General features: G+C 42.5%; 22 protein-coding genes. 11 read left to right on the top strand and 11 right to left on the bottom strand.

The genetic code is table 11. The annotated features are described in order from the left end of the window. Positions 1-10: 10 nt before the first annotated feature. From HII16_RS12625 to typA, 3 genes are all read right to left on the bottom strand, one after another. Positions 11-556: a hypothetical protein gene (locus tag HII16_RS12625; protein WP_169130594.1), complete on the bottom strand. Its 546-nt coding sequence runs from the start codon at positions 554-556 to the stop codon at positions 11-13. After that, a complete protein-coding gene (locus tag HII16_RS12620; protein WP_169130592.1) occupies positions 556-1,023 on the bottom strand; it encodes a hypothetical protein in 468 nt (155 codons plus the stop codon). Before HII16_RS12620 ends, HII16_RS12625 begins: the two co-directional genes overlap by 1 nt. 128 nt (positions 1,024-1,151) lie before the next feature. After that, complete coding sequence (gene typA, locus HII16_RS12615) at positions 1,152-2,969, bottom strand: translational GTPase TypA (protein ID WP_169130591.1); 1,818 nt, start codon at positions 2,967-2,969, stop codon at positions 1,152-1,154. A gap of 404 nt (positions 2,970-3,373) precedes the next feature. Between typA and glnA the strand changes: the two genes are divergently transcribed. The 4 genes from glnA to glnG all read left to right on the top strand — a co-directional run bounded on the left by glnA (position 3,374) and on the right by glnG (position 8,079). Continuing rightward, entirely contained in the window at positions 3,374-4,780 is a 1,407-nt protein-coding gene (glnA, locus tag HII16_RS12610; protein ID WP_169130589.1) for a glutamate--ammonia ligase, read from the top strand. A 200-nt stretch (positions 4,781-4,980) separates the two neighbouring features. Next, positions 4,981-5,505, top strand: coding sequence for a DUF4124 domain-containing protein (locus HII16_RS12605; protein WP_169130587.1), 525 nt, complete (start codon positions 4,981-4,983; stop codon positions 5,503-5,505). Between the two features lie 56 nt (positions 5,506-5,561). Continuing rightward, positions 5,562-6,674, top strand: coding sequence for a nitrogen regulation protein NR(II) (gene glnL, locus HII16_RS12600; RefSeq protein ID WP_348981419.1), 1,113 nt, complete (start codon positions 5,562-5,564; stop codon positions 6,672-6,674). A gap of 1 nt (position 6,675) precedes the next feature. Further along, positions 6,676-8,079 carry a nitrogen regulation protein NR(I) gene (gene glnG, locus HII16_RS12595; protein ID WP_169130585.1) on the top strand — a complete coding sequence of 468 codons (1,404 nt, stop codon included), beginning with the start codon at positions 6,676-6,678 and terminating at the stop codon, positions 8,077-8,079. Between the two features lie 77 nt (positions 8,080-8,156). Here glnG and HII16_RS12590 read toward each other — a convergent pair whose 3' ends face one another. The 3 genes from HII16_RS12590 to efp form a co-directional block, all read right to left on the bottom strand. Then, complete coding sequence (locus HII16_RS12590) at positions 8,157-8,543, bottom strand: MerC domain-containing protein (RefSeq protein WP_135438157.1); 387 nt, start codon at positions 8,541-8,543, stop codon at positions 8,157-8,159. Between the two features lie 77 nt (positions 8,544-8,620). Then, a complete protein-coding gene (epmA, locus tag HII16_RS12585; protein WP_169130583.1) occupies positions 8,621-9,613 on the bottom strand; it encodes an elongation factor P--(R)-beta-lysine ligase in 993 nt (330 codons plus the stop codon). 117 nt (positions 9,614-9,730) lie between these two features. Next, complete coding sequence (gene efp / locus HII16_RS12580; RefSeq protein WP_135438159.1) at positions 9,731-10,300, bottom strand: elongation factor P; 570 nt, start codon at positions 10,298-10,300, stop codon at positions 9,731-9,733. An 88-nt stretch (positions 10,301-10,388) separates the two neighbouring features. On the opposite strand from efp, the gene epmB reads away from it, so the two are divergent. The 3 genes from epmB (at position 10,389) to HII16_RS12565 (ending at position 12,708) form a co-directional block, all read left to right on the top strand. Continuing rightward, a complete protein-coding gene (gene epmB, locus HII16_RS12575) occupies positions 10,389-11,402 on the top strand; it encodes an EF-P beta-lysylation protein EpmB (RefSeq protein WP_169130581.1) in 1,014 nt (337 codons plus the stop codon). A 20-nt stretch (positions 11,403-11,422) separates the two neighbouring features. After that, the gene (locus HII16_RS12570) at positions 11,423-11,731 is read left to right on the top strand and encodes a hypothetical protein (RefSeq protein WP_135438161.1); all 309 of its coding nucleotides are present in this window, start codon (positions 11,423-11,425) and stop codon (positions 11,729-11,731) included. An 83-nt stretch (positions 11,732-11,814) separates the two neighbouring features. Next, positions 11,815-12,708 (top strand): transporter, encoded by an 894-nt coding sequence (locus HII16_RS12565; protein ID WP_169130579.1) that lies wholly within the window; start codon positions 11,815-11,817, stop codon positions 12,706-12,708. 29 nt (positions 12,709-12,737) lie between these two features. Here the strand turns inward: HII16_RS12565 and HII16_RS12560 are convergent, their stop codons facing one another. From HII16_RS12560 to HII16_RS12540, 5 genes are all read right to left on the bottom strand, one after another. Further along, positions 12,738-13,247, bottom strand: a complete 510-nt coding sequence (locus HII16_RS12560; protein WP_169130577.1) for a DUF3016 domain-containing protein — start codon at positions 13,245-13,247, stop codon at positions 12,738-12,740. Between the two features lie 98 nt (positions 13,248-13,345). Continuing rightward, a complete protein-coding gene (locus HII16_RS12555; RefSeq protein WP_169130575.1) occupies positions 13,346-13,876 on the bottom strand; it encodes a DUF4136 domain-containing protein in 531 nt (176 codons plus the stop codon). 165 nt (positions 13,877-14,041) lie between these two features. Next, entirely contained in the window at positions 14,042-15,694 is a 1,653-nt protein-coding gene (gene groL / locus HII16_RS12550; protein WP_169130573.1) for a chaperonin GroEL, read from the bottom strand. Positions 15,695-15,750: 56 nt separating this feature from the next. Next, the gene (locus HII16_RS12545) at positions 15,751-16,041 is read right to left on the bottom strand and encodes a co-chaperone GroES (protein WP_135438166.1); all 291 of its coding nucleotides are present in this window, start codon (positions 16,039-16,041) and stop codon (positions 15,751-15,753) included. 142 nt (positions 16,042-16,183) lie between these two features. Continuing rightward, on the bottom strand, positions 16,184-16,717 hold the full coding sequence (locus tag HII16_RS12540; RefSeq protein WP_169130571.1) for an FxsA family protein: 534 nt from the start codon (positions 16,715-16,717) through the stop codon (positions 16,184-16,186). A gap of 174 nt (positions 16,718-16,891) precedes the next feature. Between HII16_RS12540 and cutA the strand changes: the two genes are divergently transcribed. The 4 genes from cutA to accB all read left to right on the top strand — a co-directional run bounded on the left by cutA (position 16,892) and on the right by accB (position 20,196). Beyond that, the gene (cutA, locus tag HII16_RS12535; RefSeq protein ID WP_169130569.1) at positions 16,892-17,203 is read left to right on the top strand and encodes a divalent-cation tolerance protein CutA; all 312 of its coding nucleotides are present in this window, start codon (positions 16,892-16,894) and stop codon (positions 17,201-17,203) included. A 3-nt stretch (positions 17,204-17,206) separates the two neighbouring features. Beyond that, positions 17,207-19,033, top strand: coding sequence for a protein-disulfide reductase DsbD (locus HII16_RS12530; RefSeq protein WP_169130567.1), 1,827 nt, complete (start codon positions 17,207-17,209; stop codon positions 19,031-19,033). 234 nt (positions 19,034-19,267) lie between these two features. Further along, on the top strand, positions 19,268-19,717 hold the full coding sequence (gene aroQ / locus HII16_RS12525; RefSeq protein WP_135438170.1) for a type II 3-dehydroquinate dehydratase: 450 nt from the start codon (positions 19,268-19,270) through the stop codon (positions 19,715-19,717). Between the two features lie 26 nt (positions 19,718-19,743). Next, the gene (gene accB / locus HII16_RS12520; protein ID WP_169130565.1) at positions 19,744-20,196 is read left to right on the top strand and encodes an acetyl-CoA carboxylase biotin carboxyl carrier protein; all 453 of its coding nucleotides are present in this window, start codon (positions 19,744-19,746) and stop codon (positions 20,194-20,196) included. Positions 20,197-20,208 lie beyond the last annotated feature (12 nt).

Raw genomic sequence — 20,208 nt, 5'->3', positions numbered from 1 at the left:
ATTAACAGAACTAATAATTAATTGAGTTAACATTTATTGGTGGTTTGTCACGCTTAATACGACTGCCAGTATATTCTTGCGGCTCTCTTGCCTTTTGATATTCTTGATACAACTTATTCAGATCCAGTGGCTCAAATTGCATATCAATCCGTTGCCCTGTTGGCACACCTTGCAAGAATCTAGGTAACAAGGTGATAAACATTTTGTGCTGCTCATCCGTCAGCGTAGCCTTGGTGGTATCAATAAAGCGTTGACGCTTAACACTTTTTTTACGACTGTTGGCTAAGTCAGCCCACAGCACCGCAAATACAGGGTCCGCCTCAATATAATCTGTCACTCCGACAGCAAAATATTGCGCCATTTGAAATTGGGCGCGATAATCGCCTTTAAACGATAATTGACAGAAGATATCAAACGCTTCTTCGTGACGCTCGTCTTGCTGTGCTTGGATGCCTGCCTTGTATGGAAAAAATTGTTCCATATCCTGACAAGGATTGCTTGATTCAGCGCACACGGCAAAGCTGGATATAAATAATAACGTGGCCAGTAAACGCATTATAACTGGCACTCTTCGCCAATGTAGTTTTGACAAAGTTGTGGGAACTGCTTCGCTAATAAATGAACATAACGAGGATAGTTATCATTGGCGACAGTCACCGGATCTCGCACCAAAAACTCACCAAAATAATTGACCTCACCGGCTTCGACATAGGTACAAAAACCTTGCTCTTTATAATCGACTCGCCAGTTATATACATCAAAGCCAATCAAGCAATACTCGCCTTCTGGTACGCGCATGGTTAACTGATGGATACCTTTTTCAACACGACCTTCATAAAACTCTTCCCCGGTTTCCTTGTTTTTAAATTGTATGTTCTTCAATGGATCAAGGGTATTAAAAACCAGGCCAAAGTAACCTTCGTTATTGGCTAGAGGCTTATTTTCTTCATCGGCTGAGATACGGTAGGTGGTCATACATGCTGCTAATGAAAAACACAGCAATAGAGTGATCAATGATTTCATTTTACATCCCTGTTTATTATTAATTTTTAGTATGATGCCGCTGTTTTTAGCAAAAGTAAATAGTACAAAAAAACAAAAACGCCAGCGTTATGCTGGCGTTTTAATAGCGTATTCAAAAAGTGTATTTATTACTTTTTGTTGCGAGATTCACGCTTACGATCTGATTCTGACAAGAACTTCTTACGAATACGAATATTCTCAGGAGTCACTTCGACTAGCTCATCATCATCGATAAACTCTAGCGCTTGCTCAAGTGTCATTTTAATTGGTGGCGACAATACTTGCGCATCATCAGTACCCGATGCACGAACGTTTGTTAACTGCTTACCTTTAAGGGCGTTAACGGTAAGATCGTTGTCACGCGAGTGAATACCAATAACCATACCTTCGTATACTTCAACACCGTGACCAATCATTAGGCGACCACGTTCTTGTAAGTTGAACAGTGCGTTGGTTAGGGCTTTACCTGTTGCGTTAGCAATAAGAACACCGTTAATACGCTGACCAATCTCGCCACCTTTGTGCGGACCGTACTGTAAGAAGGTGTGGTAAATTAGACCTGAACCAGAGGTTAGTGTCATAAATTCAGTTTGGAAACCGATAAGACCACGACTCGGCATGATAAAGTCCATACGAATACGACCTTTACCATCTGGAGACATATCAGTTAGCTCTGCTTTACGTAGACCTAGTTTTTCCATAATAGAACCTTGATGCTCTTCTTCAACATCAATGGTTACTGTTTCATATGGTTCTTGAATCTGGCCATCAACTTCGCGCATGATAACTTCTGGGCGAGATACGGCTAACTCGTAACCTTCACGACGCATGTTTTCAATTAAGATACCTAGGTGAAGCTCACCACGACCTGATACTTTAAACTTATCTGGATCGTCTAATTGCTCAACTCGAAGGGCAACGTTATGCACCAATTCTTTTTCTAGACGGTCAAGAATATTACGTGACGTTACATATTTACCTTCTTTACCCGCAAACGGCGAGGTGTTTACTTGGAACGTCATGGTAACCGTTGGCTCATCAACAGAAAGAGCAGGAAGAGGTTCAACTTCGTTTGGACAACAAATGGTGTCAGAAATCTTAAGCTCACCTAGACCGGTAATGGCGATGATGTCACCTGCTTGCGCAGATTCGGCTTCGTAACGGTCTAAACCTAGATAACCTAATACGGTGCCCACTTTACCATTATGAATAATGCCATTAGCACCATTAATCGTAACTTGTTGGTTAGGCTTAACCGTACCACGAGTTACACGACCAACACCGATTACACCAACGTATGAGTTGTAATCTAGTTGTGATATTTGCATCTGGAAAGGACCGTCTACGTCAGCATCTGGCGCTGGCACTGAGTCAATGATGGTTTCGAACAAAGGCGTCATGTCGGTACCAACTTCGCCCTCTTCGTGAGATGCCCAACCATTGATAGCCGAAGCATAAACAACTTGGAAATCTAATTGTTCATCGGTTGCACCAAGGTTGTCGAATAAATCAAATACTTGGTCCATTACCCAATCAGGGCGAGCACCAGGCTTGTCGATTTTATTGATAACAACGATAGGCTTCAAACCTTGAGCAAACGCTTTCTTGGTTACGAAGCGTGTTTGCGGCATAGGACCTTCTTGCGCATCAACGATAAGCAATACAGAGTCAACCATTGACATAACACGTTCAACTTCACCACCGAAGTCAGCATGGCCTGGGGTGTCTACAATGTTTACACGGTAATCATTCCAGTTAATGGCAGTGTTTTTTGCCAAGATGGTGATACCACGCTCTTTCTCGATATCGTTAGAGTCCATGACGCGATCGTCTAGATCGGCACGAGAATCCAAAGTACCAGATTGCTGTAGAAGTTTATCAACCAAGGTAGTTTTACCATGGTCAACGTGAGCGATGATCGCAATATTACGTAGTTTATCTAACACTGTATTCGCCTTTAATGTAGCCCGATTCGGGGCTTTTAATGTCTTACAAATAAAATTGGCGCGTATTATAAACTAAATCCTTGCAATAAGCCGAAGTTTTTTGTTACATGGTCGACAAAATAACAAAAGTGTATGAACAGCGTAATGAAACTGTCAGCAACTACAGGTATAATTGCCCTCATCAACAACACTATGCACCGAATACGGGCGATGCACCACATAAGTGCACAGCCGCACCAATAAGATCCATTATAATTAGTGTAAATTATGGTGATTTTGCTAACCCCTTATATATTAAGGCGTTAAAAAGTTGGCACGAATTTAGCTTATCTTTAGCCAATCCGGTCGTTAATCGACTAACAAGTTATTTTAATAATTAACCTGCAATAAATACGGAGACTTCCATGTCACAAGCAGTTTTAGATTTAATCAAAGAAAACGACGTTAAGTTCGTTGACCTGCGCTTCACTGATTCAAAAGGTAAAGAGCAACACGTTTCTCTTCCTTATCATCAAATTGATGAAGACTTCTTCGAAGATGGTAAAATGTTCGATGGTTCTTCTATCGCTGGTTGGAAAGGTATTAATGAATCAGACATGGTATTGATGCCAGACGCATCTACTGCAGTTCTTGACCCGTTCACTGAAGAAGTTACTCTTAACATCCGTTGTGACATCGTAGAGCCTGCAACCATGCAAGGTTACAGCCGTGACCCTCGTTCAGTAGCTAAGCGCGCTGAAGAGTACATGCGCTCTACAGGTATTGCGGACAACATCCTTGTTGGTCCAGAGCCAGAGTTCTTCGTATTTGATGACGTTAAATTTAGCGTTAACATGGCTGGCGCAATGTACAGCATTGACGATAAAGAAGCTCACTGGAACAGCGCTACCGAATACGAAGATGGCAACCACGGTCACCGTCCTCGCGTTAAAGGTGGTTACTTCCCAGTAGCTCCAGTAGATTCATCACAAGACTTGCGTTCAGCAATGTGTCTTGTAATGGAAGAGATGGGTCTTGTTGTTGAAGCGCATCACCATGAAGTAGCAACCGCTGGTCAAAACGAAATTGCTTGTCGTTTCAACACTATGGTTAACAAAGCTGATGAAGTTCAAATCTACAAGTATGTTGTTCACAACGTTGCACACGCATACGGTAAAACAGCGACTTTCATGCCTAAGCCACTAGTTGGTGACAACGGTACTGGTATGCACGTTCACCAATCACTAGCTAAAGACGGTGTTAACCTTTTCTCTGGTGATTTGTACGGCGGCCTTTCTGAAACGGCTCTTTACTACATTGGCGGTATCATCAAGCACGCTAAAGCAATCAACGCATTTACTAACGCGTCGACTAACTCATACAAGCGTTTGGTTCCAGGTTTCGAAGCACCAGTTATGCTAGCTTACTCTGCTCGTAACCGTTCTGCTTCTATCCGTATTCCGGTAGTACCTTCACCAAAAGCACGTCGTATCGAAGTACGTTTCCCTGATCCAACTGGTAACCCTTACCTAGCATTCACTGCAATGCTTATGGCTGGCCTTGACGGTATCAAAAACAAGATTCACCCTGGCGACGCTATGGACAAAGACTTGTACGACCTACCAGCTGAAGAAGCCGCTGCGATCCCACAAGTTGCATCATCACTAGAAGAAGCTCTTGACGCTCTAGAAGCTGACAAAGAATTCTTGACTGCTGGTGGCGTAATGGACAGCGACATGATTGACGCTTACGTTGGTCTTAAGCGTGAAGAAGTTGAGCAACTTAACATGACAACTCACCCAGTTGAGTTCGAAATGTACTACAGCGTTTAATCGCTTGCTCCTATAGAAAAGCCCGCTTCTGCGGGCTTTTTTGTGGGTCGCATATTTAACCCTAGCGGTCGCCAATAAAATTTACTGGCGTCTCGCTAAATATTTGGTTAAATTAGAAATATCGTTATTGTTATAGGATAGGTACAATAACGATTAACGCGCTAATGAAGTGAAAAGCGCATTCATACAAAGGAAAGTAAATGTTTAGGTATGCATTGTTATTCGCCCTGTTGTTTGCCGCCATCGCGCCTCTCGTAGACGCAGCGGACAAGGTTTACGTGTGGCGCAATGAAAACGGTGATTTAGTATTTTCAGATAGTCCAAAACCAGGTGCTGAAGAAGTTGCTGAAGAAATCGAAGTTAATAACAAGCAAACCATCATCTCATCTGTCGATACCTCGGTACTCGACATCAGTCCTCGCGTCGTTGAGGAAGAGTATCGGGTTGAAATATCACAACCTGAAGATCATGCAACGATTCGCGACAATTCAGGCTCTATCTATATTTCAGGTCGAGTAGCACCAGTCTTTAAACGGGGCTTCTCTGTACGTCTGATCTTTAATGGCGAAGCCTATGGTGAACCGCAAACCCGTTCGGTATTTATTCTGCGTGACGTTGATCGTGGCGAGCACAAAATAAAATTAGAACTATTGAACAATCAAGGCAAGGTTATTGCATCATCCAAGGAAAGAACCGTTTATTTGCATCGCGCAAGGGTAAATTAACCATTTACTCTTCCATTTAGGTGCAAAAGCCTAGGCATTTTATTACACTACAATAAATGCCGCACCACATTGGTGCAATGGAGAAAACCTTGTTTACCAACAACAGTTTAAAAGAACTACGTCAATTTTACGCCAATCAGATGGTATCGCAGATGGTTACCGCTGTGATTGTGCTTGATGAAAATCTCAAGGTTCAATACCTCAATACCGCCGCTGAAGCATTACTTAGTAAAAGTTTAAACAGGCTCTATCAACAAAAAGTTCTTGATGTATTCACCCATTGCAGCGTCACCGACGAACGCTTACAGCAAGTGCTTAGCACTGGACAAGACTTTACCGATTCAGATGTGGTATTTGAATTTATCGAAGGTCATCACATAACGGTCGAAGTCACCGCCTCTGTCGCCCTCTTTAATGATCAAGAACACCTGTTATTAGAGTGTCGTCGAATCGATAAACAAAAAGAGATTTCTCTTGAAGTGTTTCAAGAGCAACAATGGGAAGCAGCACGGGATTTGATACGTGGCCTAGCTCATGAAATTAAAAACCCATTAGGCGGCTTGCGCGGCGCGGCACAATTGTTAGATAAAGAAATTTTGCCCGAACAACGCGAATTTACGGCAATGATCATCGAGCAAGCGGATCGCTTAACCAACCTTGTCGATCAGCTACTTGGGCCTAATCAGTTGCCCATTCTGAGAATGCATAATATTCATAAAATAGCCGAAAAAGTGCATCAGTTGGTCAGTCTTGATAATAATAAAAATATCGAATTTATTCGTGACTATGATCCGTCAATTCCAGATATTGAAATCGATACGGAAAAGCTACAACAAACATTGCTCAACATTATTGGTAACGCCATTCAGGTATTACCCGAAAACGGCAAAATCAAAATCAAAACGCGCATAGCGACCAATCAAACCGTTAATGGTAAGAAGATCAAATTAGCGGTGAAATTATCGATAATCGACAATGGTCCAGGCATTCCTGCAGACATTCAAGACACCATATTCTATCCCATGGTGTCAGGACGCAGTGATGGTACTGGTTTAGGTCTATCGATAGCGCAAACGCTTGTGCACCAACATCATGGCAAACTGGTGTGCCACAGCTACCCAGGCCGTACCGAATTTTCCATTATTTTACCTTTACCTAAGAGAACCTAAGATGAACGCAGAACAAGTATGGATTGTAGATGATGACAGCTCAATTCGCTGGGTATTGGAGAAAGCCTTAAAGAGTGCTGACATCAGTTGTACGTCATTTAGTAACGCAAACGACATACTATCAGCGCTAGACTTTAGTCAGCCGCAAGTGATTATTTCTGACATTCGTATGCCTAATATGGATGGCATGACATTATTATCTCGCATCAATGATGCTTTCCCAGATATGCCAGTAATCATCATGACCGCCCATTCCGATTTAGACAGTGCAGTCAACGCCTATCAAGGTGGCGCATTTGAATATTTACCAAAACCTTTTGATATTGATGAAGCAGTGTCATTAGCGCAGCGAGCACTCGATCACGTACAAGAACAGAGCGCCAAGAAAAGTGCTTCAACCAGCAAACCTGCTGGGGTTGGCATCATCGGTGAGGCTCCGGCCATGCAAGAGGTTTTTCGTGCCATAGGTCGCTTGTCACGCTCTAGCATCAGCGTGTTGATTAATGGTGAATCAGGCACAGGTAAAGAGCTGGTAGCCAATGCCTTGCACTCACACAGTCCGCGCCAAAATGCACCTTTTATCCCATTAAATATGGCGGCGATACCGAAAGATTTGATTGAATCGGAATTGTTCGGTCATGAAAAAGGCGCCTTTACTGGCGCCAATTCAGTACGCCAAGGGCGGTTTGAGCAAGCCCATGGCGGTACCTTGTTTCTTGATGAAATTGGCGATATGCCGATTGACGTGCAAACTCGTTTATTACGAGTGTTAGCGGACGGTGAGTTTTACCGAGTCGGCGGTCATAATCCAATCAAAGTCGATGTACGTATTATTGCCGCGACTCATCAGAACCTGGAAGACAGAGTGGCAAAAGGTGAATTTCGTGAAGATTTATTCCATCGTTTAAACGTCATACGCGTGCAATTGCCAAGTTTGCGTGAACGTAAAGAGGACATTGAACAATTGGCCAAGCATTTTCTTGGCCTAGCGGCGAGTGAACTTGGTGTTGAAAGTAAGTCTATCGCCAAAGAATCCATTAAGTTTATGCAGCAATGTGATTGGCCAGGTAATGTGCGCCAACTGGAAAATACCTGTCGCTATTTAACCGTTATGGCCAGTGGTAAGGAAATCCTAGTCAGTGACATGCCAGTGGAAATCTCTGCCGCACCGCAAGTGCAAAGCGACGACAACGGTATTGGTGATTGGCAACAGCTATTATCCATTTGGGTCGACAAACAATTGCAAAGTGGTGAACGTGATATTCTCGCCAATGCAGTGCCTGAATTTGAACGCATTTGTTTAGACAGAGCATTGAACTTTACCCATGGCCATAAACAAGAAGCAGCGAAGAAATTAGGCTGGGGTCGCAACACCTTAACCCGTAAGTTAAAAGAATTGTATTAGCTTACGGCGGCAATAATAGACGCAAAAAGGGGAAGCTAAGCTTCCCCTTTTTTGAAATTCATTTGTCGTTGGTTCGACTAACTTTGTGCGCCACATTCATGGTCACTGCAACTGCGACAGTTATTACACAGTTTTAAATTAACGACATGCGCTGCGACCAACAATACTGCGCCGACAATGATCATCAACGGTTGCACGCTTTCGTCGACACTGTGCTTGTGCCAATAGATGAAACCACCAAGGAACAACAGGTAAAAAGGGTATATTTTGCGGTGATAACGTTTAAAACCCGAAAACAACGCTACTGAGCCCAAGACCAAGGTAGCAAACAGAAACATATGCTCTGCTTCGTGAGAGGCCCATGCTTCAAGTCCTAACAATGACAATACCGGCAATAATACAGGCAACAAAATACAATGCAGTGCGCAAAGTGATGTCGCTGTAATGCCAAGTCTGTCCAACATATTGTCTACCCATTAAGAACGTGAATTTTAAAAAAGTGATAATATCACAACTTGAACAGTATAACAGGTATTTTTTGTTACGCCTTGTTAACGGAAAAGCTAATAACGTTGTCAATATGTGTTTGTTGTAGCGCCAGCATCACCAACCGATCAAGCCCCAATGCAACGCCAGCACAATCGGGCAAACCGGATTGTAATGCCGCCAATAAACGATCATCGATAGGTTTTTCTGCTAGGCCATGTTGCTTACGCCAAGCATTGTCTTTACTAAAGCGCCTTGCTTGCTCATCAGCGTCGGTCAATTCATGGAACCCATTCGCCAATTCAATGCCTTTATAATACAACTCAAAGCGTCTCGAGACACGCTCATCTTGGTCATCAATTCGTGCCAACGCACTTTGAGATGCAGGGAAATTATAAATAAAACAGGGGCTTTTTTGACCAATATTGGTCTCAACCAACTCGGCAAATAGATATTGTAATATTGTATCGAAATCAGGTTCAGCCAATATCCAGTCGGCATCTAAGTTATGTCGATTAACTTGCTGTTTAAGTTGCTCGATATCGGCAGTTAATGGATCCACGCCAACATAATCGATAAACGCCTGCTGATAAGTCAAAGATTGCGCCGCTTGGCAAGACAACACAGTTTGCATTAACTGATCAAGTTCCGCCATCAATTGGAAATGATCAAAGCCAACACGATACCATTCAAGCATGGTAAATTCTGGGTTATGAAAACGACCAGCAAGTTCATTGCGGAACGCTTTACAGATTTGGTAAATACAACCACTGCCATCAGCGAGTAAGCGTTTCATGGCAAATTCTGGCGATGTCTGTAAATACAAAGTTTGTGCATCATTACTTCGGTGTGCACTGGCAAGTAATTGAGTACTAAAACTTTCAAGGTGAACATCGGTTACCGTTGCCGCTGACAAGCTTGGTGTTTCCACTTCCATAACATCACGCTCGGCAAAAAATCGACGTATTTTTGCCATTAACTCGGCGCGTTGTTTCAGTACTTGTTGGGTTGCACTTGGTTGCCAATCATGGAGTTTATTGCTTGCCATAGCCTTGTTCCAAATTTTATCTTGCTGTCACCTTGTGCCACGTACGCTAATGACACAAATGAAAAAGGTTAGCCTTATGCTAACCTCTTTGGCATTTGCACTATGCTATGTAAGTGATTACTTACCAGCGCGAGATACATATTCGCCACTGCGTGTATCTACCTTAACCACTTCGCCAATTTGCACGAATAGAGGAACACGAACCACAGCGCCTGTACTCAAAGTCGCTGGTTTACCGCCAGTGCCTGCGGTATCACCTTTTAGACCAGGATCAGTTTCAATGATTTCCAACTCAACAAAGTTAGGTGGGGTAACTGAAATCGGATTGCCATCCCACAAAGTGATGGTACACATGTCACCCTCTTTCAGCCATTTTACATTATCGCCAACCGCTTTTTCATCGGCGGCAATTTGCTCAAAAGTATCATTGTTCATAAAGTGCCAGAATTCGCCATCGGCATATAAATAGCCTAAATCCGTTTCCATCACATCGGCACCTTCAACAGATTCACCTGATTTGAAGGTCTTTTCTAAAACTTTACCTGATATTAATTTACGGATTTTAACGCGGTTAAAGGCCTGACCTTTACCTGGCTTTACAATTTCATTTTCCAGAATATTGCATGGCTCACCGTCAATCATTAACTTAAGGCCATTTTTAAATTCATTAGTACTATAATTGCCCATAGTGTTCTCTTATGTATTTGTGTTCTCTAATAGATTAAAATCTGTCACCAAGATAAATACGCAAGGTATTTACCCGTAGAGATTTTTGATGACGCAAATAATAACCCGAATTGAAGACAATGTGCATAGCTTTTGGGAAAAAGAGTTAGCGAATGTTGTCACCGACCCCAAACAACTCTTGTCTATGCTAAATATAGACGAGAACAAATACAGTTCACACTTTCAGGCGCGAAAGTTATTTCCGGTACGAGTACCGCGACCGTTTATCGAAAAAATGCAGAAAAACAATATCGACGATCCTCTGCTGCAACAAGTGATGCCACACAGTGAAGAGTTTATCGATGTCGACGGTTTTGTCAGTGATCCATTGCAAGAGCACGACACCGTTGCTGAAGGGTTATTGCACAAATACAAAAACCGTGTGCTAATGATTGTTAAGGCCGGTTGCGCGGTGAATTGTCGTTATTGTTTTCGCCGTCATTTCCCCTATCAAGATAACAGCCCAAACAAACAACGTTGGCAAGAGGCTATCGATTACATCAAGCAGCACAAAGAAATCAATGAAGTGATTTTTTCCGGCGGCGATCCTTTGATGGCAAAAGACAGTCATTTGAAGTGGTTAATTGAGCAAATAAACAACATTGCTCATATCACTCGATTGCGAATTCACACACGCCTACCGGTAGTAATACCCAGTCGAATCAATCCAGCATTACTCACTACATTAAGTGAATCTCGCTTGCGCGTAATAATGGTGTTGCATATTAATCACAGCAATGAAATTTGTGATGATTTGAGTCGAGCATCCATGATGTTAAAGCAACACGATGTTTTCGTGCTCAATCAGAGCGTGTTATTAAAAGGTATTAATGATGATGCGCAAACATTATGTGACTTGTCGGAAAAGCTATTTAGTGTCGATATTTTGCCGTATTATCTGCACTTGCTCGATCCGGTGAAAGGCGCTGCCCATTTTCATGTAGACTTACACCAAGCGAAATCAATAGCCAAACAAATGATGGCCAACTTGCCCGGCTTTTTAATGCCAAAAGTTGTGCAGGAACTTGCTGGTGAAGCCAATAAAACCCCACTAAATTTATAGCCAAAGAAAAGTATATTTTTATGAACAAATCGATTGAAAAACACCTGATTGAAAACATCTCACAATTACTAAAGCGCTCTTTAAAAGTCGATGCAACGCTGACAGAATTACGTGCGGATAAACAGGCCAACTTCCAATCCATCTTTCCCCAAAACGGCGACTTTACGGTAAAGGCCGACACCTTTCAGCCGTATATCGAAGAGATCGCAAATGAGCTGTTGGTGTGGCAACAAACGCAAAACAATGAATTACTAGCGACCATGGTGAAAAAGATTGAGTTGTTGTATTCACTGATTGGTAAATTTGAATCTTTGTACCAACAACAATAAAGCAGACATAAAGTTGCATAATCGACGATAAAGCGCTCATACTGGGGGTTAACAATAATATAAAACCTCAGGAAATTATGAGCATGTGTCGTCGGTTTTGGCTGCTACCTTTACTCGCTGTCAGTCAGCAATCCTTTGCTAAGGAACTGGATCCTCGCTCGTACATAAACATCCCTATCGATCAAAATTTTATTGGTGCTTTATACATAAAAACCAAAGGTGACGTGTATACAACACCAGACGTGCCGGTCGAAGACTTAACCCTAGACATCGACGGTCCTGGGGTTGCCTATGCTTATACCTTTTCAATGTTTGGCAATGCCAGTAAATTTGATATTGCCAGTGGACAGGCATGTGCTGATGGAGAAGCAATATATCTCGGTGAACGGGTTGAACGTCGATACTGTGGCATGACTGACACCTTTATGCGCCTCAATTACAACTTCTATGGCGCCAAAGCTATGGAATTATCAGAATTTGTTAAACAACCAAAAACCATGGTTATCGGCGCCAGCTTACAAGTTGGTATGCCGACCGGTGCTTATGACAAGCAATACGTACTCAATATCGGCTCTAATCGTTGGTTCTTTAAACCGGAAATAGGCATGTCCATACCATTTGGTAATTGGGAATTTGACGCTGCCGTCTCGGCTAAGTTTTTTACCAATAATAGCGAGCTGTTATACGATCAAACCTTTGAACAAGACCCGGTTTATAATATTCAGTCTCACCTTATCTACGACTTTCAACCCGGCCACTGGATCGCCTTCAATGCCAACTACTATTTCGGCGGTGATACCTATGTCGATGGTGATAAGCGAGCGGATAAAACCGGGAATTTTCGTGGCGGTATAACCTACAGCTACGCAATAAATTCGCAACACAGTGTTAAGTTTATTGCCAATAAAGGCATTACCACCAAGCGAGGTAATGATGTTGATGTGGTCGCCGTTGCGTGGGCGTATCGTTGGCAATAAAAAAGGTGGCTATCGCCACCTGTTGATCATTATTGTTTCGTATCTCGCATAAACGTTTCTTTAAACCAGTCTGTTAACATGACTTTTTCATACTTGAAATTCTCATGATGCATACCGCTGCCTGGTGAGTTAAAAAAGCCCATGTCTTTAATATGCTCTTCACCTGAGCTGAGCTTTGCACCACTGGCATCGGTTAGCTGGTACTTAAAACGCATTTTCGGGAAATACAAATCTTCAATCACACGAATAGTCGCGTTATTTGGTCCAACCATATAGCGCACATCTCCGGCTAAATCGACATTGGTAATGTCCATTGTTAGCGTTTGCCCTTCTGGCAACTTTGCCGCGAGTTTCGCAATATGCTCTTCCAGTTCTTTAAACACGCGTGCCTCAAAACGGCTGCGTGGTTCATCGCCCGGTTCAATATCAGTATAACTGTCTGGGTCAACCCAATTTACTTTGGCCTCTCCAGCCATCGCATAGGTTGATACCAGCATAGTTGCACATATAACCGAAATAAACTTGTTCACTAATTTCATCTCTATCACCTTATCTTTACATCAGCGTTTAATAAGTAGACAACACCTTGTTTAGTAAAGTTTAATCGAAATTGTAATAGTTCGTTGTCGTATGGTAATTAATTGCCTACAAACTGTCTTAACATAGAGCCAACAATAACCTGAATACGGTGTTGGCGCTCTTGTTCATCAATATCGTCGATAACAAACCCTTGCGCTGCGCCGCGCCATGCAAATTGTTTGGTTTCACCGTCTAATACGAACATCAACATTGTGCCTTTTTCTAAATTTGGCAAGTCAGGTAACCCTGGATTTAAACCAAATGTTTCAGATAACTGTTCATCACTGAAATCTTCTTCACGTTCGAGAATATAGCCAATAAAAAATGTTGGTTGTTGATCGGCTTCCACTTGGCGAAAACCTCGGCTGTTAAGATAGCGCTTTATTTCAGCAGTAAACGCTGGAAAGCGCTGACCAAGATCGGTTTCTTGTAATGGGGTAAAGGCGTAGGTGGTATTGCTGTCCAGTACTAAGTCTTTATCGTGACTGCTGGAAATAGCTAATTGTCTTTCTGCCATTGCTTCTTCATCGGTAACCTGAACACAGGCAGCTAGGGTGGTGACAAAAAGTAAAATTAGAATATTACGCATTATTATTATCTCGGCTAAGTTTGCTACTTATGTCAATAATAACAATAACTTTACAATTTGCGTAATGATTATGTGTAGCCCTTTGCGATTAATTTGTTATTGACTGTAACTCACAAAAAAGCCCCGTCTAAGACGAGGCTTTTTCAGCATAAAGCTTGGCGCAGATTACATCATGCCGCCCATACCGCCCATGCCACCCATGCCACCCATATCAGGCATTGCAGGTGCAGCTGCTGCATCTTGTGGCGCTTCGGTCACCATAGCTTCGGTAGTTAGCATCAAACTTGCTACTGAGGCTGCGAACTGAAGTGCACTACGAGTTACTTTTGTCGGATCTAGGATACCCATTTCCAACATATCACCGTAGGTGCTGTTAGCGGCGTTGTAACCATAGTTACCTTCGCCATTGCGTACTTCATTAAGAACCACGGATGCTTCATCACCACAGTTGCTTACGATTTGACGAAGTGGTGCTTCCATGGCACGAAGAGCCACGTTGATACCGTGGGTCTGATCTTCGTTAGCACCTTCAAGATCTTTGATCTTGTCAGCAACACGAACAAGGGCTGTACCACCACCGGCAACCACACCTTCTTCAACCGCGGCACGTGTTGCATGCAATGCATCTTCAACACGGGCTTTCTTTTCTTTCATTTCAACTTCAGTCGCCGCGCCAACTTTGATTACCGCAACACCGCCAGCCAATTTAGCTAGACGCTCTTGCAGTTTTTCGCGATCGTAGTCTGACGTAGTGTCTTCGATTTGGCCACGAATTTGCGTTACACGGCCATTGATTTCAGCTTCTTCACCGATACCATCGATGATAGTGGTGTTATCTTTAGAGATAACCACGCGCTTGGCTTGACCAAGATCTTCTAATGTCGCTTTTTCAAGCTCCATACCGATTTCTTCAGAGATAACAGTACCTGCGGTAAGCACAGCGATATCTTGTAACATCGCCTTGCGTCGGTCACCAAAACCAGGAGCTTTAACCGCGGCAACTTTGACGATGCCACGCATGTTGTTAACAACTAAAGTTGCTAAGGCCTCACCTTCAACGTCTTCGGCAATAATAAGCAATGGCTTACCAGCTTTAGCAACGCCTTCAAGGGTTGTTAGCAATTCACGAATATTAGAAATTTTCTTATCAACAAGTAAGATAAACGGGCTTTCAAGTTCAACACTGCCGTTTTCTTGATTATTAATGAAGTATGGCGATAGGTAACCACGGTCAAATTGCATACCTTCAACAACGTCCAGCTCATCAGTAAGGGCTTGACCTTCTTCAACGGTAATAACACCTTCTGTACCAACTTTATCCATTGCCGTAGCAATGATAGAGCCAACAGTAGTATCAGAGTTAGCTGAAATAGTACCAACTTGCTCAATCGCTTTGTTATCAGCACACGCCGTAGATAGCTCTTTTAGCTCGGCAACGGCAGCGATAACTGCTTGGTCGATACCACGTTTAAGATCCATCGGGTTCATGCCGGCAGCAATTGATTTTAAACCTTCGTTTACAATAGCTTGTGCTAATACCGTTGCGGTTGTTGTACCGTCACCTGCTTCATCATTGGCTTTAGAAGCAACTTCTTTAACCATTTGCGCGCCCATGTTTTCAAACTTGTCTGCAAGTTCGATTTCTTTTGCAACGCTGACACCGTCTTTAGTGATTGTTGGACCACCAAAGCTCTTATCCAATACCACATTGCGACCTTTTGGACCCAATGTTACCTTAACTGCATCTGCAAGAATGTTTACGCCGCTTAGCATCTTAGTGCGTGCGTCATTACCAAATAAAACGTCTTTTGCTGCCATTTTTATTTTCCTTTAAATCTTTTTATCCGCAAAGGGATGTATAAATGAGTTTAGGCTTATTCTACGATAGCCAAAATGTCGGCTTCGCTTAGGATCAGAACTTCTTCACCATCGATTTTTTCCGTTTTTGCGCCGTAACCTTCAGAGAAGATCACTTGATCACCGATTTTCACATCCAAAGGACGAACTTCACCGCTTTCAAGAATGCGACCGTTACCAACGGCAATTACTTCACCACGAGTCGACTTTTCAGCCGCACTACCCGTTAAGACAATGCCACCAGCAGATTTGGTTTCAACTTCTTTACGCTTGATGATCACACGATCATGTAAAGGACGAATGCTCATTTATTTCTCCTGATATTCTTTTGAGAATTTTTAAGTATTTATGTATAAAGCAGATAGGGGTTGGTCGCTATCTTTTCAAGGGCTAGGCCTAAAAATTTGCAATTTTTTTAGCTAAGCCATTCAATCAGAAGCGTTACTGCAATTATTCTATACGCTTGTTATTTTTATCGGCGTCGATAGTCTTGCTATCGGCTTCGATATCGATTACGTCATCATTTTGTTGAAATGGGTTCGCTTGCGAACCTTGCTGTTGATAAAAGTCTTGAAAATCCTGTTGTTGATTGACATTGGTATAGAAAAACGCCGAACCATTTTTTTGCGATTTTGCTAATTGTTGCTGCACCAGCTTAACAATAGCCCCGCGCGACACAGGCCACAGTAGCGCTAAACCAAAGCCATCGGTAATAAAACCTGGTGTCAGCAGCAGCACACCGGCAACAAGCAGCAATAAGGCCGCGATGATTTCATCCGAGGGCATCTGTCCTTGAGCAAGTTTATGTTGTACCGATTGATAGGTGGCTAACCCTTGCTGGCGCACCATTTTGGCACCAAGCCAAGCGGTAACAATAACCAAAACAATGGTTGGCAATGCACCTATTAAGGCACCCACATTGATCAACACCATAATTTCGATAATCGGCATGATGATAAATAACAAAAACAACACTCTAAACATGGTGTGCAACTTCACTCAAAAATAAATCGATGAAACTAATATTGGGCTTTTCGGGTCTTTTTCAAGCAACAAGCAAGGACAAGCGATAAAAGTAGTAACGAAAAACATTACCAAAATGACATTTTGGTGAGTAAAATCAATAGTTAATACGTACAACATGGAGTAACAGGAATAATGTATCAAATTGTATTGTGTAATTGCCCCAATAAAGAGGTGGCATCAAAGATTGCCAAGCGCTTGGTACATGATAAACTTGCCGCCTGTGTTAATATAATGACCAATGTAAAATCGGTTTATCAATGGCAAGGTGATATAGTAGAAGACGACGAAATTACACTGATTATAAAAAGTAAATCTTGCTTATTCAGTCAACTCGAGTCGACTATCAAGGCACTACACCCCTACGATGTCGTAGAAATAATTGCTTTGGATATCACGCAAGGGAGCCAACAATACTTGGCTTGGATAAACGAATCTGTGAAGTAAACCATGCGCCTAATAAGTTTAATATTATCTGTTTTATTGCTTGTCACCTCCGCAAATGTGAAGGGACAAGACTCAATATTTGATACATCCGCAGTCGATAATCTGCTTTCCAATGATCAAGAGTTTCTACCGGTAGATGAAGCATTTCGCTTTGACTTTAATCAGCACGAGCAAAAGCTGGAAGTCTATTTCTCTATCGCAGAAGGCTACTATATTTACCGTGATAAATTTAAATTTAGCGCTGACAATGCTGAGTTTACAATGCCTACTTTGCCTCAAGGTAAAGAACATGAAGACGAGTACTTCGGCGTTCAACAGGTTTATTACCAACAACTGAAATTCACTATTGATTTAACCTCGGTTAGTCGCGATGCACAGCTTAGCATCACCTACCAAGGCTGTGCTGAAAAAGGCTTGTGTTATCCACCGACCAAAAAACAAGTACCCATCGATGTCTATACTGAGCAGCCTGCTGCCGCGGTACTCGATAGTATCAGTGGCGGCATTCAACCACTAACGTCGACCAAACTTAGCGATAACAGCCTAACCACTCAAGTAAGTGAACAAGACACACTGGCAGCAAGCTTAGATTCGGACAACTTATTTTGGGTGTTATTAACCTTTTTTGGTTTAGGTATATTGCTGTCGTTTACGCCGTGTGTGTTTCCTATGTACCCGATATTGACCGGTATCATAGTCGGTCAAGGTGAAGGATTAACCACACGTCGGGCGTTTAGTTTGTCATTTTCATACGTACAAGGTATGGCCATCACCTACACCATATTAGGTGTCGTTGTTGCGCTAGCTGGTGCGCAATTTCAGGCCGCCTTTCAGCACCCTATCGTATTAATCGTGCTGAGCTTACTGTTTATTTTCTTAGCACTGTCAATGTTTGGTGTATTTAATTTGGCTCTACCGGCGTCTTGGCAAAATAAACTGACGGAGCTCAGCAATAGCCAAAAAGGCGGCGCCATGTCATCGGTGTTTTCAATGGGCGCAATTTCAGGTTTAGTTGCCTCGCCTTGTACCACGGCCCCGTTAACCGGCGCGTTAATTTATATTGCACAATCAGGTGATGTCATCGTCGGTGCATCCGCGTTGTATGCATTAAGTTTAGGTATGGGCTTACCGTTATTGGTACTCGGTAGTTCAGGCGGCAAATTGCTACCTAAAGCAGGTAACTGGATGACTGTTATTAAAAACATCTTCGGTTTCTTGCTGTTAGCCGTACCTGTATTCTTGTTAGAACGCTTCTTGCCAGTTATAGCAAGTCAGCTGTTATGGGCCGCATTACTATTGGCCACGGCGACGTATTTTTACGTGGTCAATTCCAACACCAATAATGACGCCAAAGGATTTTGGTTTGGGCTGCGTTCGCTGGTAATTTTTGTAATGTTATTTTTTGGTGCCAATTTGGCTTATCAAACCATATTCACGCCGCAACATAATGCCGCAGCAGCGCACAAAGAATTTATTAAAGTATCTACTCTGAACGAGCTAAACCAACAAGTTGCTATGGCTAACAGTGAAGGGCAGACGGTTATGGTCGACCTTTATGCTGATTGGTGTATCGCCTGTAAAGAGTTTGAAAAATACACCTTTCCCAAGAGCAATGTACAGCAAGCTCTAACTAATACGGTCATGATTCAAATTGATTTGACGGATACCGGCACCGATTCAAGCATCGAGATTATGGAGCATTTTGACGTGTTTGGCTTACCTTCTATTTTATTTTTTGACAAACAAGGTAATGAATTAACACAACAAAGAGTAACCGGATTTATGGGCGCGGATGAATTTGCCGCTCATATAAATCGAATTTTTAATTAAATTTAAGCACCATTCAAGCTAAAGCTCTGTCAGATAATTATTGGCAGAGCTTTTTTCTTTGCGGCGACCCAACTGAGTGATTAGACCAGTATTTTGCTGCTAATTTCTTCGAAAATAACTATAATGTGCGCAATCTTGGAAAAAGTTGCGATTCATTAAGAAATCAAGCAAACTTTTGTATATAAAATAGACTGAATTTTCCAATAACAAAAAATAACAGGGATTTCTCTGCAAATGACGACAAAGTTTAAAGTTTTGCTGTTAAATGGCCCCAACTTAAATATGTTGGGTAAACGTGAGCCAGAAGTATACGGTTCTCACTCGTTAACTGACATTGTCAATCAATTGCAGGCCAGTGCCGACAACTTAAATATTGAGTTATTGCACACGCAAAGCAATGCTGAACATGAATTGATAGATGCGATACATAGCGCCTTTAATCAGGTCGACTTTATTATCATCAATCCAGCGGCATTTACGCATACGAGTGTGGCTCTGCGAGACGCTTTGTTATCCGTCAACATACCGTTTGTTGAAGTGCATTTATCCAATGTTCATGCACGCGAGGAATTCAGACATCATTCATTCCTGTCAGATATTGCTGACGGGGTTATATGTGGATTGGGGGCATCGGGTTATCACTATGCACTGCAATACGCGCATCAAACTTTGAATAAAAATTAGATAAAAACATTATTAAAGGTGTACCAATGGATATTCGTAAAATCAAAAAACTAATCGAGCTGGTTGAAGACTCAGGTATCAGTGAACTGGAAATTGCTGAAGGTGAAGAGTCAGTACGCATCAGCCGTGGCGCTACTATGGTAGCAGCTCCGATGGCAGCTCCGATGGCTGCTCCAGTAGCAGCGCCTGCTGCTGCACCAGTTGCTCCAGCGGCTGAAGCACCTGCAGCAAGTGACGCATTATCAGGTCACGTTGTGCGTTCTCCAATGGTTGGTACTTTTTACGCAGCGTCATCTCCTGATGCAGCAAACTTTGTTGAAGTTGGTCAACATGTAAATGCTGGCGATACACTTTGTATCGTTGAGGCAATGAAAATGATGAACCAAATTGAAGCTGATAAGTCTGGCGTGATCAAACAGATTCTTGCAGAAAACGAAGACACTATTGAATTTGATCAGCCACTATTCGTAATCGAATAAACAACAAGGGAA

It is taken from the genome of Thalassotalea sp. Y01, assembly GCF_012932945.1.
Lineage (GTDB): Bacteria > Pseudomonadota > Gammaproteobacteria > Enterobacterales > Alteromonadaceae > Thalassotalea_A.
This window is presented reverse-complemented; position numbering and strand designations above follow the sequence as displayed.

What these genes read in the sequence shown, in the direction of transcription:
- HII16_RS12565 (WP_169130579.1), top strand. Translation starts at nt 11,815, where the DNA reads ATGTGTCGTCGGTTTTGGCTGCTACCTTTACTCGCTGTCAGTCAGCAA.
- glnA (WP_169130589.1), top strand. Translation starts at nt 3,374, where the DNA reads ATGTCACAAGCAGTTTTAGATTTAATCAAAGAAAACGACGTTAAGTTC.
- HII16_RS12540 (WP_169130571.1), bottom strand. Translation starts at nt 16,717, where the DNA reads ATGTTTAGAGTGTTGTTTTTGTTATTTATCATCATGCCGATTATCGAA.
- HII16_RS12530 (WP_169130567.1), top strand. Translation starts at nt 17,207, where the DNA reads ATGCGCCTAATAAGTTTAATATTATCTGTTTTATTGCTTGTCACCTCC.
- glnL (WP_348981419.1), top strand. Translation starts at nt 5,562, where the DNA reads ATGCCGCACCACATTGGTGCAATGGAGAAAACCTTGTTTACCAACAAC.
- groL (WP_169130573.1), bottom strand. Translation starts at nt 15,694, where the DNA reads ATGGCAGCAAAAGACGTTTTATTTGGTAATGACGCACGCACTAAGATG.
- efp (WP_135438159.1), bottom strand. Translation starts at nt 10,300, where the DNA reads ATGGGCAATTATAGTACTAATGAATTTAAAAATGGCCTTAAGTTAATG.
- aroQ (WP_135438170.1), top strand. Translation starts at nt 19,268, where the DNA reads ATGACGACAAAGTTTAAAGTTTTGCTGTTAAATGGCCCCAACTTAAAT.
- HII16_RS12605 (WP_169130587.1), top strand. Translation starts at nt 4,981, where the DNA reads ATGTTTAGGTATGCATTGTTATTCGCCCTGTTGTTTGCCGCCATCGCG.
- HII16_RS12590 (WP_135438157.1), bottom strand. Translation starts at nt 8,543, where the DNA reads ATGTTGGACAGACTTGGCATTACAGCGACATCACTTTGCGCACTGCAT.
- epmA (WP_169130583.1), bottom strand. Translation starts at nt 9,613, where the DNA reads ATGGCAAGCAATAAACTCCATGATTGGCAACCAAGTGCAACCCAACAA.
- HII16_RS12545 (WP_135438166.1), bottom strand. Translation starts at nt 16,041, where the DNA reads ATGAGCATTCGTCCTTTACATGATCGTGTGATCATCAAGCGTAAAGAA.
- epmB (WP_169130581.1), top strand. Translation starts at nt 10,389, where the DNA reads ATGACGCAAATAATAACCCGAATTGAAGACAATGTGCATAGCTTTTGG.
- accB (WP_169130565.1), top strand. Translation starts at nt 19,744, where the DNA reads ATGGATATTCGTAAAATCAAAAAACTAATCGAGCTGGTTGAAGACTCA.
- HII16_RS12555 (WP_169130575.1), bottom strand. Translation starts at nt 13,876, where the DNA reads ATGCGTAATATTCTAATTTTACTTTTTGTCACCACCCTAGCTGCCTGT.
- HII16_RS12570 (WP_135438161.1), top strand. Translation starts at nt 11,423, where the DNA reads ATGAACAAATCGATTGAAAAACACCTGATTGAAAACATCTCACAATTA.
- glnG (WP_169130585.1), top strand. Translation starts at nt 6,676, where the DNA reads ATGAACGCAGAACAAGTATGGATTGTAGATGATGACAGCTCAATTCGC.
- HII16_RS12625 (WP_169130594.1), bottom strand. Translation starts at nt 556, where the DNA reads ATGCGTTTACTGGCCACGTTATTATTTATATCCAGCTTTGCCGTGTGC.
- cutA (WP_169130569.1), top strand. Translation starts at nt 16,892, where the DNA reads ATGTATCAAATTGTATTGTGTAATTGCCCCAATAAAGAGGTGGCATCA.
- HII16_RS12620 (WP_169130592.1), bottom strand. Translation starts at nt 1,023, where the DNA reads ATGAAATCATTGATCACTCTATTGCTGTGTTTTTCATTAGCAGCATGT.
- HII16_RS12560 (WP_169130577.1), bottom strand. Translation starts at nt 13,247, where the DNA reads ATGAAATTAGTGAACAAGTTTATTTCGGTTATATGTGCAACTATGCTG.